The sequence below is a fragment of the Streptacidiphilus sp. BW17 genome, from assembly GCF_041262485.1.
Taxonomy (GTDB): domain Bacteria; phylum Actinomycetota; class Actinomycetes; order Streptomycetales; family Streptomycetaceae; genus Streptacidiphilus.
This window is the reverse complement of sequence record NZ_JBGCCR010000025.1, coordinates 82,551-93,941: the sequence shown is the minus strand read 5'-3', so window position 1 is coordinate 93,941 and position 11,391 is coordinate 82,551. Positions and strand designations below refer to the sequence as shown.

The window sequence follows — 11,391 nt, the reverse complement described above, 5'->3', positions numbered from 1 at the left end:
TGCCACCGACAACCGGGCGGAGCGCTTCCTGATCGACTCAGTCGCGGGGACGCCCGCGCAGGCCGAGGACGAGCAGCGCCACGCCGCCCGCCACCAGCAGGACCCCGAGCACGGTGTAGCCGGGACGCCCGGTCATCACCGACCCGTGCAACGCGCCGACCCCCTGCGCGATCCAGACCCCGCCGATCGCGATCAGCACCAGTCCGATGACTCTGGGGACCCACATGGTGTCCCACCTTCCGCCGACGACGACCCGCGCTCTCCCACCAGTACGCCGCGCGGAAGTCGCCGAGGTCAACCAGTCAAACGCTCAGTCGCTCGCGCTCACGCAGCGCGACCGGTCAGCACCACGCCGCGTCCGGCGAAGAAGGGCTCCAACTCGGTGCAGGTCAGTCGGACGAAGCGCTGCGACCGCCCGGCGAAGCCGGAGGGGTTGTGCAGGAACAGGACGCCGCCCTGAGCGCTCTCGCCCGCCCCGACGGCGAGGACCAGGTGTCCGCCGCGCTGCGGCGGCTGCCGCTCGGGCGTGCGGACGGAGGGGTGGACCGAGAGCATCACCAGGCTCCCGTCCCGCACCGACGCGGCGACCTCGCCGAGCGTCAACTCCGCGCGCACCTGCGCGTGCAGCGGGTGACGCGCGCTGGTGTGCGCGGCGAACGGCGCGTAGATCAGCCCGTCCAGCCCGCCGTCGTCCCGCTTCACGTAGGCGCCGGCCCGCAGGTAGTCACGGGCCAGCTCCAGGGCGCGCGGGGGTTCCGCGCCGGTGACGTGGTGCAGCGCCATCCGCAGGCAGGCCATCCCGCACAGTCGCCGGGCCCACCAGGCGTACTCCTCCGGCGTCGTCGCGCCGGACGCCGCCCAGGCCGGGTCATCGGCCGCGGACAGCCGCCCCCGATGATCGCCTCGATCAGGTCGGGAGACTCCCACTGGGCGTAGTACGGCACGTCGTGCACGACGTCGGCAGGCGCGATCATGACCGTCGTTCTACCACGTGCTCCCACATGCGAGGATCGGCGCATGTCGAACCCCGTCGAGTTGGTCGTCCCGCCCCTGTTCAACGGTCCGCCCACGTCCGCGAACGGCGGCTGGATCTCCGGCGCCCTGGCCCAGCACGTCGCCGGCAGTGGCAGCTCCAGCAGTGACGCCTCCAGCGGTGACGCCCCGGCTGTTGTGGTGACGCTCCGTCAGCCGCCGCCGCTGGACCGGCCGATGGCCGTCGTGCCGACTCCGGACGGCGTCGCGGGGGCGGTGCGGCTGCTCGACGGGGAGCTGCTGGTCGCCGAGGCCGCTCCGGCCCGGCTGGCCGGTCTGGGGACGCCGCCGCCGGTGCCCTTCGACGTCGCCGAGGCGGCCGAGGCGGGCTTCCGCGGCCACAAGCACCACCCCTTCCCGACCTGTTTCGTCTGCGGCACCGGACGCGGCGACCGCGAGGGGCTGCACCTCTTCTCCGGCCCGGTCAGTGACGAGCCGGGCGCACTGCACGCCTGCACCTGGACCCCGAGCGCGACGCTCGCCGACCCGGGCGCATCGACCGTCCGCCCGGAGTTCGTCTGGGCCGCGCTGGACTGCCCCGGCGCGTGGACGGTGGATCTGGAGACCCGGGAGGTGGTGCTCGGCCGGATCACCGCGCGGGTGGACGGGGCGCCCGCGCCGGGCGAGGCCTGCGTGATCACCTCGCGTCTGATCAGCCAGGACGGCCGCAAGTTCACCACCTGCACGGCGCTCTACGGCAGCACGGGACGCCTGCTCGGCGAGGCGGAGAGCGTCTGGATCGAGCTGCGCCGGGCCTGAGCACCAGCAGGCGACTGATCACCTGATCGTTTGAACGAAATTCGGTGAATCGATCCCAACTTATTGACGTCCGATCATACGAGTGAGCACTATCCGTGGCATCCCGATGCCTCGGAGGCCCGCGTGCGCCACTCCCCCGCCGATCGCCATCCCTCCTCTCCCTCCCTCTCCGCCTCCCTGCCCCCGCTCCCGGCGCTGACCCGACGTCGCCTGCTGCAACTGGGCGGCCTCGGGCTGGGCGCGCTCGCGCTGCCCTTCGGCGCGGCCTCTCCGGTCGCCGCCACCACCGACCCCTACGCGGCGCTGCGCTCCGCCTGGACCGGCTATCTCACCGGCGGCGTGACCGACACGTCCCCCTCGGTCTACGCCCCGGCGATCGCCGGGCTCAACGCCGAGGCCGCCGCGTTCCTTAGCTCGATCCAGACCGGCTCGGGCCGGACCTCGCTCTGGTCCGACCTGCCGCTCGGCTCGGTCTCGGCCAACATGACCACCAGCTTCTCCCGGCTCAAGACCCTGGCCCTGGCCTGGACCGTCCCCGGCACCGCCTACACCGGCAGCTCCTCGCTGGCGGCCACGGTGGCGTCGGCGCTCGACTTCATGACGAGCTCCGTCTACGCGCCGGGCACCACCCCGTACAACAACTGGTGGGACTGGCAGATCGGCTCCAGCCAGGCGCTGGAGGACACCGCGATCCTGATGTACAGCCAGCTGACGTCCACTCAGGTCGCCGCCTGCTGCGCCGCCATCGACGCCTTCGTGCCCGACCCGACCAAGCAGCTGATCGTGCCGAGCAGTTCGACCACCTCGACCGGAGCCAACCGCCTCGACGAGTGCCGCGCGGTGATCGTGCGCGGCGCGCTCGGCTCCGACGCGACCGCCATCAGCACCGGAGTCGCCGACCTCTCCCCCGCGCTGCCGCTGGTGATGTACGGCGACGGCCTCTACGCGGACGGCTCGTACCAGCAGCACACCGGCGTCGCCTACACCGGCACCTACGGCGAGATCTACTTCGCCGACGTCGTCGCTCTGGTGCTGCTGCTCCAGGGCTCCCAGTGGGCGGTCACCGACCCGAACCTGGCCGACCTCTTCACCGGCGTCGCCGACGGCTTCGCACCGATGGTCCACAACGGCCTGATGCTGGACTCGGTGCGCGGCCGGGCCGTCTCGCGCTTCAACGAGTCGGACGCCGGCGACGGCTTCTCCGCCTCGCTGATGCTGCTGCGCTACGCCCAGGCCACCACCGACGCCACCCAGGCCGCGACCTGGCGCGCGACCGCCAAGGGCTGGCTGCAGCGCAACACGGTCAGCACCATCGCCTCCACCACCCAGTCGATCGTCGACTACACCACCGGCCAGACCGTGACCACGTCCACCGCCGGGGTCGCGGGCATCGCCCTGGCGCAGAGCGTGCTCGGCGACTCCTCGGTCCCGGCCGCGCCCGAGCCGCAGACGCACCGTCAGTTCCCGGACATGGCACGGGCCGTGCACCGTCGTCCGGGGTGGGCGTACTCGCTGTCGCTCTGCTCGCGCGAGATCACCCGCTACGAGGTGATCAACGGCGAGAACCTGCACGGCTGGTTCACCGGCGACGGTATGGGCCAGCTCCATCTCGACGGCGACGTGGCGCAGTTCAACGACGCCTACTGGGACACCGCCGACATGTACCAGCTCCCCGGCACCACGGCCGACCAGGGCCCGCTCGCCAACTCGGCCGGGGAGAACACCAAGCCGAGCACCAGCTGGGTCGGCGGCTCGGTCGTCGCGGGCAGCTACGGCGCGGTCGGCATGCAGCTGCAGGCGGCGTCGACCAACCTGACCGCCGTCAAGTCCTGGTTCTGCCTGGACGATTCGGTGGTCTGCCTGGGTGCGGGCATCACCTCGACCAGCGGCAACCAGGTGGTGACCACGGTGGAGAACCGCAACCTGCACAGCGGCGGCGGCGCCACCCTCTCGGTCAACGGCAACGCCCAAGCCACCGGTGCCGGTTGGACCAGCACGGTGAACGGGGTGCACTGGGCGAGCATCAGCGGCGTCGGCGGCTACTGCTTCCTCTGGCCGGCCGGGGCCGACAACGTCGTGCTCGCCGACACCAGCCGCACCGGCAACTGGACGGACGTCAACGCCTCCGCGCCCACCACGCTGGCGAGCGACACCCGCCCCTACCTCTCCCTCGCCCTCGACCACGGCGCCAACCCCGCCGGGGCGACCTACTCCTACGTCCTGCTGCCGACCTTCACCGAGGCGCAGACCGCCGCCTACGCCGCCGCGCCGCCGGCGTCGGTCCTCAGCAACTCCCCGACCGCGCAGGCCGTCACGGACAGCGCGCTCGGCGTGACGATGGCCAACTTCTTCGCGGCGGGCACCGCCGGGCCGATCACGGTCGACGCGCCCGCGTCGGTGTCGACGCAGACCGGCGGCGGGCAGCTCACCATCGCCGTCTCCGACCCGACCCGGGCCGCGGCGACGGTGCACGTCACCGTCGCCGCCTCCGGCTACACCTCGCTCGTCTCGGCCGACCCGACCGTGACCGTGCTCGGCACCAGCGGCGGAGCGGTCCGGCTGCTGGTGGAGACCGGCGGCAGCCGCGGCGGCACGCACAGCGTCACCCTGGCCGCCTCCGGGGCCGCACTCACCCCCGCCACCGGCCAACTGCTCCCCGCGAGCGCCGACACCTACGTGCGCGACGGCTCCTACGCCGCCACTAACTACGGGACGTCGACGACGCTCCAGGTCAAGAACGCCAATGCGACCAACACCGGCTACGACCGGGTCGCGCTGCTGAGATTCGACACGGCCGCCATCAGCGGGACGGTCGACCGGGCGGTGCTCTGGCTCAGCGGCAGCGTCCAGGACGCGGGCGGCAACCAGACCACGCTCCAGGCCTTCACCACCGCCACGGACAGTTGGAGCGAGACCGGCACCACCTGGAACAACGCCCCGTCGGTCGGCACCGCGCTCGGCACCGGCGCCCTCTCCAGCACCGCGGACTGGGTCGGCCTCGACGTCACCAGCGCGGTCGCGGCCTCGCTGACCGGAGCGGGCGGCGACGGGACGGCGTCCCTCGCCGTCTGGGAGCCGCAGGGCGCGGCCGGTCTGGCCGTCGTGGTCAACTCACGTGAGAACGCGGGCAATCCGCCGGTGCTGGAGGTGGTCACCCACTGACGGACGGGATGACCGTCCTGGCCGCGGCGGGATCGTTGGTGATCAGCACGTCCACGCCCCGCGCGGCCAGGCGCGCCATCCGGGCCGGGCGGTCGACGGTCCAGACGCTGACCCGCAGCCCGCGCCGGTGCGCGGCCCGGACCAGTGCGGGGGTGACCCGGTGCTGCTCGACGTTGAGGAACTCGGGGCGGATCCGGTCCAGGATCCGCCGGCGGGGCAGCAGCGGCGACTCCCAGCTGAGGGCGATCCGGGCATCCGGCGCGGCGTCGCGAATCAGGCCCAGCGCCGCCCGGTCGCCCGCGAAGACCACGGCGTCGAGCGCGCCGATCCCGCGCAGCAGCGCCAGCGACGCCGCGCCCTCGGACGGGCCGGGAACGTCCACCATCACGGTGGCGCCCGTCGAACCAGCCAGCTCGACGCCCGCGCGCAACGTGGGAACACCCCTGCCGCCACCTTCAACCCCGCCTCCGCCCAGCCGCGCCAACTCCTCGGCGTCGAGGGCGCCGACGGGCCGCCGGTCACCCCAGAGCCGCTCCAGCGTGGCGTCGTGGAGCAGCACCGGCGTGCCGCAGCGGGCCACGCGGACGTCGACCTCGATCCAGTCGGCGCCGAGCTCCAACGCGGCCCGGATCGAGGCCAGGGTGTTCTCCCTGGCCACGCGCGGCGCACCCCGGTGCCCGACAACAAGCATGATCAACCCGTTTCGCCCGGCATGGTCTTGCCCTCGGTCGCCACCGCGTGCGCCCGGGCGAGGACCTCACGGAGCATGGCCGGGGTCAACCGTCCGGTGAACGTGTTCTGCTGGCTGACGTGGTAGCAGCCGAACACCGCCATACCCGGACGCCCCGGATCGCTCGCGTCGAGATCCACCCGGACGCCGTGCCCGAAGCGCGGCAGCGGACGCGGCACCTGCCAACCTGCCTGCGCCAGCGCGGGCATGACGGCCTGCCAGCCGAACGCGCCGAGCACCACCAGCGACCGCAGCGTCGGCCGCATCAGCTCCAGTTCGCGGACCAGCCACGGGCGGCAGGTGTCCCGCTCGGTCGGCGTGGGCTTGTTGTCCGGCGGCGCGCAGTGGACCGGCGCGGTGAACCGGACGTCGTGCAGCCGCAGCCCGTCGTCGCGCCGCTCGGAGGTCGCCTGGTTGGCGAGCCCGAGATCGTGCAGCGCCGCGACCAGCACGTCGCCGGAGCGGTCGCCGGTGAACATCCGTCCGGTCCGGTTGCCGCCGTGCGCGGCCGGGGCCAGGCCGACGAGCAGCATCGAGGCGTCGTGCGGCCCGAAGCCCGGGACCGGGCGGGACCAGTAGTCCCACTTGGCGAAGGAACGCCGCTTGGTACGCCCGACCTCCTCGCGCCAGGCGACCAGGCGCGGGCAGGCCCGGCAGTCGCCGACCAGCGCGTCGAGCGCGTCGAGGCCGCGGGCGGCCGGGGCCCGCTGCTCAGGGGTCGGCACGGCGGCTCCAGGACTGCGGGGTCAGTACGGGCGGACGGGCGTCACGGCCATCGTCGCACGGCCGCGCGCCCGTCCGCCTGATCTCGGTGCTTCAACAGCCTCAGTGCTGCGCGCCGCTCGACAGTGAGAAGTCCGCGAAGTACGCGTGTGTGGTCACCTTGGGTCCCCAGCTGGTGTCGTGGCCGCCGTAGAAGGTGGAGAAGAAGACCCCGCTGAACGGGATCGAGCCGATCCCGGACGCCGCGCCGGAGAAGGACGCCGCCTGCTTGCCGTCGAGCCAGACCGTCACGTCGCCGGTGCTGCGATCGACCAGCTGCTCCACGGTGTGCCAGTTGCCGTCGGCGAGCCACTTCCAGTCGCCGACGCCGAGGTCCACGCCGTAGCCGGTCGGGCCGGAGTTGGTGGGCGTGTAGAGGTAGACCTCACCGTTGTTCGGGGCGGCGCTGGTGCCGCGCCACATGTAGCGGGTCGACCAGCCGTTGCCGTGGTTCCCACCGGACTCCTGGCCGATCTGGCCACCGTAGAGGCCGGGCAGCTTGCCCGCCTTGCCCCAGTCGTACCCGGACGGGAACTTCACGCTGTACTTGAGGTCGAGCGTGCTGCCGCCGGCCAGTGCGCTGCCGCCACCGATCGAGCTCAGCTGGGTGTAGAACTGTCCGCCGCCGGGGTTCGGGCAGTCGGAGCAGGAGTTGGCCGAGGAGCCCGCGCCGTAGGTGACCTGGAGCGCGCTGCCGTCACCGGGCGCGGTCGAGTCCGAGATCTCCTGCAACTGCGCCTGCCCCCACGCGCCGGTGGAGGTCCAACCCCAGGCCGACTTCCACGCGCTGGAGCCGTAGCCGGTGAACTGCCCCGTCCACGCGGCCGGACTGCCGCTGCCGGTCGAGGTCGCCGACGGGGTGGGCGACGGAGTCGCACTGGCGGAGGCGGAGGCGCTGGCCGACGCGGAGGCGCTCGCGCTGGCGGACGGGCTCGGCGTCGCGGTCGGCGTGCCCGCGCTGCCGAAGACCTCGAACTCGTCCACGGTGAACCCGGCGTTGCCCGCGTAGTGCTCGCCGTAGATCTCGATCCAGCGGGTGCTGACTCCGCTGGGCAGGGCGACGGTCTCGGTGCCGCCGGTCCCGGCTGTGACGGCGGTCTGGGTGTGCCAGGTCGTGCCGTCCGGGGAGGTGCGGATCTTGAAGGAGCTGCCGTAGCCGCTCCCCCAGACGACGGTGACGTGGTCGACGGCCTGGGTCGAGCCGAGGTCGACCTTGAGCTCCTGCAGCGTCGCCGGCCCGCTCTGCCAGGCCGTCGCGGTGTCGCAGTCGGTGGCGTCGCCCGGGGCGCTGCCGCTCGCCGTGGTGGTGGCGGTGGTCGCGGCGCCGCAGGCGAGGTCTCCGGGAACGGAGGCGGCGGACGAGGCGGACGAGGTGCCGCCTAACGCGAGCGCGGCGGTCCCGCTCAACGCCACGGCGACAGCGCCGGCCAGGGTGAGGGGTACGAGTCGACGGGCACGATGGGCGGACATCTGACTCCTTGTCATAAGGCTCTGAGGCTCGGGGCCGAGGCCGAGGCAGTGACGGCAATGACGGCAATGACGGCAATGACGGCAATGACCTGGACCAGTCCTGACGAAGCGTGGGATTCATCGTGGGCACCGACGCCGGACGAGGCAATCGCCAGAACGTCAAGGAATGGCAAAGTTGTTCGTCATTTCGATCCTAGTTCAGATTCCTGAACGGATAGAGCCGACTAATCGTCTTGAAACAGATGATTCCGACGAGCCGTTGATCCCGGATATGGACGTGGACCCTTGACCCGCCGGACCTGACGGGGCTTCAATCCCCGAGCGGCACCAACGCCGTCACCCCGCCCACCCCTCGCCACGGCCAACGGCCCGGACCGGTCCTGCGAAGCGCGCCACGACCATCCACCGCCCCCGCTCCGAGACGAGGCGATCCCGCATGACCCAGGCCACCGCGTCCGCATCCTCCCCGCCGTCCCCCGGCCGCGGGACGGTCACCCGCAGAGTCAGCCCGGCCACCCTCTACGTCTTCGGCGCACTGGGCGGCATCCTCTTCGGCTACGACCTCGGCGTGATCGCCGGGATCCTGGTCGTCATCTCCAATTCCTGGAACCTGTCCGGCTTCGACAAGGGCATGCTCACCGCCAGCCTCTCCGTCGGCGCGATGGTCGGCGCGGGCCTGGCCGCCCGGCTGACCAGCAGGGTCGGCCGTCGCCGGACCATCATGGCGGCGGGCGGCGTCGTCATCGTCGGCACGCTCGCCTGCGCGCTGGCCCCGGGATTCGGCGCGCTGGTCGGCTTCCGGACCGTGCTCGGCGTCGGCATCGGCCTCTCCTCCGCGACCGTGCCGACCTACCTCAGCGAGCTCGCACCGGCCCGGATCCGCGGCGCGATGGGATCGCTCAACCAGATCTTCATCGTCAGCGGCATCCTGATCGCGTTCCTGGTGGACTACTGGCTGCAGCCGCACGCGCTGTGGCGGTGGATGTTCGCCGGCGCGCTGGTCCCGGCGCTGGTGCTGGTCGTCGGCCTCACTTTCCTGCCGGAGACGCCGCGTTGGCTGCTCAACCTGGGCCGCGAGGACGAGGCTCGCGCTGTGCTGGCGGGCACCCACCGGGCCGACGAGATCGAGGCCGAGCTCGTCTCGATCCGCCAGGTGATCCGCCTCGACAGCGAGCAGACCTACCGGGTGCGCGACCTGTGGCGGCCCTGGGTGCGTCCGATGCTGCTGGTGGCGCTGCTGCTGGCGATCGGTCAGCAGTTCAGCGGCGTCAACGCGATCAACGCCTACTTCCCGACCATGCTGGTCGCCCTGGGCTTCACCGCCAACACCGCGCTGCTCTCCGCCATCGTGCTGGGCGTGACCAAGCTGGCGTTCACCGCCTGGGTCGTCTTCGTGGTGGACCGCTGGGGGCGCAAGCCGCTGCTGCTGATCGGCAACGTGGTCATGGTGGTCACCCTGGTGCTCACCGGCTGGGTGGTGCTCAACGTGCACGACAAGGGCACCCTCGGCACGCTGACGGTCGTGCTGCTCGTGCTCTACCTCGCCGGGTACGAGCTGGGGTGGGGCGCGGTGGTCTGGGTGATGATGGCCGAGGTCTTCCCGCTCAAGGCGCGCGGGGCGGGCATGGCTGTCGGCTCGGTCGTGCTCTGGGCGGCGACGGGCCTGATCAGCGCGATCTTCCCGATCATGTCGGACAAGAACCATCTCGGCGTCGGCACCTCGATGTACGTGTTCGCGGCCGTCAACCTGGTGCTGTTGCTGCTGACCAGGCGCCTGGTCCCGGAGACCAAGGGCCGCAGCCTGGAGCAGATCGAACTGGGCCTGCGCGGCTGACGCCAGCCACCGCGACGGCACCGCGCAGGCAACGCGAAGGCACCGTGCAGGGGACGGACCGTGACGGTCCGTCCCCTGGTCGGGATCAGCGCAGCTCGGGCGGCAACAGCTCGGACGGCACGTCCTGGTACGCCACCGGCACCAGCCAGCGGTCGATGGCCGCGCCGCCGACGGAGGTGTGGGCCGGGCTGGTGCTGGCCGGGAACGGGCCGCCGTGGTGCTGGGCGCGGGTCACCGCGACGCCCGTGGGCCAGCCGTTGACCACCAGCCGCCCGGCGCGCCGTGCCGCCACCGGCAGCAGCGCGCGGGCCGCCTCGATGTCCTCCGGCCGATCGCGGTCCAGCTGGACGCTGACGGTCAGGCTGCCCTCGACGCCTCCGAGTCGGGTCCGGGTACGGTCGGCGTCACCGTCGACCACGACCACGCCGACCGGCCCGAAGCGCTCCTGACCGAAGACCTCCGGCGCGCGGTCGTACGCCGCGCCGTCGACGGCGAAGACCGTGGGCGTCGCCGCCCACGGCCCCTTCCCGGGACGGCCTTCGGCCAGTACCCGCACGTCGTCCCGGCCGCGCAGCTCGGCGACCGCGGCCGCCCACGCGTCGTGGATCCGGGCGGAGAGCATCGGTCCGCCGTCGGTCCCCGCGACCGACTCTGCCAGCGCACCCATAAGTGATGCGTCATCAGGAACGAACATCAGCCCGGGGTTGGTGCAGAACTGACCCACCCCCTGGGTCAGCGAGGCCGCGTAGCCGGAGGCCACCTCCGCAGCGCGGGACCGGGCCGCGCCCGGCAGGACGACGACCGGGTTGACGGAGCCGAGCTCACCGTGGAACGGAACCGGCACCGGTCGCTCGGCGCAGAGCCGGGCCAGGGCCAGTCCGCCGCGCGTGGAACCGGTGAACCCGACGGCGGTGACGGCCGGGTGCCCGATCACGGCGGCCCCGGCCGCGAAGCCGTGCACGATGTCGAAGACCGGCGGCGCACCAACCTCCGCGAGGGCGGCCTTGACCAGCTCGGCGGTGCGCCGCGAGGTCCCGGGGTGGGCCTCGTGCGCCTTGACCACCACCGGACATCCGGCGGCCAGTGCTGACGCCGTGTCACCACCGGCCACGGAGAAGGCGAAGGGGAAGTTGGACGCGGCGAAGACGGCGACCAGGCCGGTCGGCTGCTTCACCCGGCGCAGGTCGGGTCGGCCCTCGGCGGCGGGCTCGACGACCCGGCCCAGATACGCGCCCTCGCGCAACACCTCGGCGAAGAGCCGCAGTTGCCCGGTAGTCCGGGCGACCTCGCCGGTCAGTCGCGGCATGCCGAGCGCGGTCTCCGCGTCCGCCAGCCCGGCGAGTTCGTCGCTGTGCGCGTCCAGCGCGACGGCGACCGCCTCCAGCGCGCGGGCCCGGCCCTCGCGCGAGGTCCCCGCCCAGACGGACGCGGTCGCGTCCAGGTCGGCGCAGATCCGGTCGACCTCGGCGGCCGAGGTCGCCGGCACGGGCGCGCCGACCGGCTCTCCGGTCCGCGGGTCGTACCCCTGGACGTGCGGTTCCTGGTCGGTCCGGGACGTGCTGTGCGTCATCGCAGGTGTCTCCTCAGTGCCGGTCGAGCCTGGTCAGTGCCGGTCGAGTCTGGGCCGATCGAGTCCGGGCCG

The 11,391-nt window shown here is 72.6% G+C and carries 9 protein-coding genes; 3 read left to right on the top strand and 6 right to left on the bottom strand.

Features of this window, described 5'->3' with window-relative positions:
• Nucleotides 1-37 precede the first annotated feature (37 nt).
• Both ABH940_RS26440 and ABH940_RS26435 read right to left on the bottom strand, forming a co-directional pair.
• Entirely contained in the window at nt 38-226 is a 189-nt protein-coding gene (locus ABH940_RS26440; RefSeq protein ID WP_370065645.1) for a hypothetical protein, read from the bottom strand.
• Nucleotides 227-324: 98 nt separating this feature from the next.
• The gene (locus tag ABH940_RS26435) at nt 325-927 is read right to left on the bottom strand and encodes a hypothetical protein (protein WP_370106329.1); all 603 of its coding nucleotides are present in this window, start codon (nt 925-927) and stop codon (nt 325-327) included.
• A gap of 90 nt (nt 928-1,017) precedes the next feature.
• Here ABH940_RS26435 and ABH940_RS26430 point away from each other — a divergent pair, with 90 nt between their 5' ends.
• The gene (locus ABH940_RS26430) at nt 1,018-1,791 is read left to right on the top strand and encodes a hypothetical protein (RefSeq protein ID WP_370065641.1); all 774 of its coding nucleotides are present in this window, start codon (nt 1,018-1,020) and stop codon (nt 1,789-1,791) included.
• 123 nt (nt 1,792-1,914) lie between these two features.
• Nucleotides 1,915-4,953 (top strand): polysaccharide lyase family 8 super-sandwich domain-containing protein, encoded by a 3,039-nt coding sequence (locus ABH940_RS26425; protein WP_370106328.1) that lies wholly within the window; start codon nt 1,915-1,917, stop codon nt 4,951-4,953.
• Here the strand turns inward: ABH940_RS26425 and ABH940_RS26420 are convergent.
• From ABH940_RS26420 to ABH940_RS26410, 3 genes are all read right to left on the bottom strand, one after another.
• Nucleotides 4,943-5,644 (bottom strand): glycerophosphodiester phosphodiesterase, encoded by a 702-nt coding sequence (locus tag ABH940_RS26420; protein WP_370106327.1) that lies wholly within the window; start codon nt 5,642-5,644, stop codon nt 4,943-4,945. The two genes, ABH940_RS26425 and ABH940_RS26420, sit on opposite strands and share 11 nt — an antisense overlap.
• Before the next feature lie 2 nt (nt 5,645-5,646).
• Entirely contained in the window at nt 5,647-6,408 is a 762-nt protein-coding gene (locus tag ABH940_RS26415) for a uracil-DNA glycosylase (protein ID WP_370106326.1), read from the bottom strand.
• 100 nt (nt 6,409-6,508) lie between these two features.
• Nucleotides 6,509-7,915 carry a polysaccharide lyase gene (locus ABH940_RS26410; RefSeq protein WP_370106325.1) on the bottom strand — a complete coding sequence of 469 codons (1,407 nt, stop codon included), beginning with the start codon at nt 7,913-7,915 and terminating at the stop codon, nt 6,509-6,511.
• A 436-nt stretch (nt 7,916-8,351) separates the two neighbouring features.
• Here ABH940_RS26410 and ABH940_RS26405 point away from each other — a divergent pair, with 436 nt between their 5' ends.
• Nucleotides 8,352-9,749 carry a sugar porter family MFS transporter gene (locus tag ABH940_RS26405; protein ID WP_370106324.1) on the top strand — a complete coding sequence of 466 codons (1,398 nt, stop codon included), beginning with the start codon at nt 8,352-8,354 and terminating at the stop codon, nt 9,747-9,749.
• Between the two features lie 85 nt (nt 9,750-9,834).
• On the opposite strand, the gene ABH940_RS26400 is transcribed toward ABH940_RS26405, so the two are convergent.
• The gene (locus tag ABH940_RS26400) at nt 9,835-11,319 is read right to left on the bottom strand and encodes an aldehyde dehydrogenase (NADP(+)) (RefSeq protein ID WP_370106323.1); all 1,485 of its coding nucleotides are present in this window, start codon (nt 11,317-11,319) and stop codon (nt 9,835-9,837) included.
• Between the last annotated feature and the right edge of the window lie 72 nt (nt 11,320-11,391).

Coding starts and splice junctions, on each gene's coding strand:
- ABH940_RS26440 (WP_370065645.1), bottom strand. CDS start 226: ATGTGGGTCCCCAGAGTCATCGGACTGGTGCTGATCGCGATCGGCGGG.
- ABH940_RS26430 (WP_370065641.1), top strand. CDS start 1,018: ATGTCGAACCCCGTCGAGTTGGTCGTCCCGCCCCTGTTCAACGGTCCG.
- ABH940_RS26420 (WP_370106327.1), bottom strand. CDS start 5,644: ATGCTTGTTGTCGGGCACCGGGGTGCGCCGCGCGTGGCCAGGGAGAAC.
- ABH940_RS26410 (WP_370106325.1), bottom strand. CDS start 7,915: ATGTCCGCCCATCGTGCCCGTCGACTCGTACCCCTCACCCTGGCCGGC.
- ABH940_RS26405 (WP_370106324.1), top strand. CDS start 8,352: ATGACCCAGGCCACCGCGTCCGCATCCTCCCCGCCGTCCCCCGGCCGC.
- ABH940_RS26400 (WP_370106323.1), bottom strand. CDS start 11,319: ATGACGCACAGCACGTCCCGGACCGACCAGGAACCGCACGTCCAGGGG.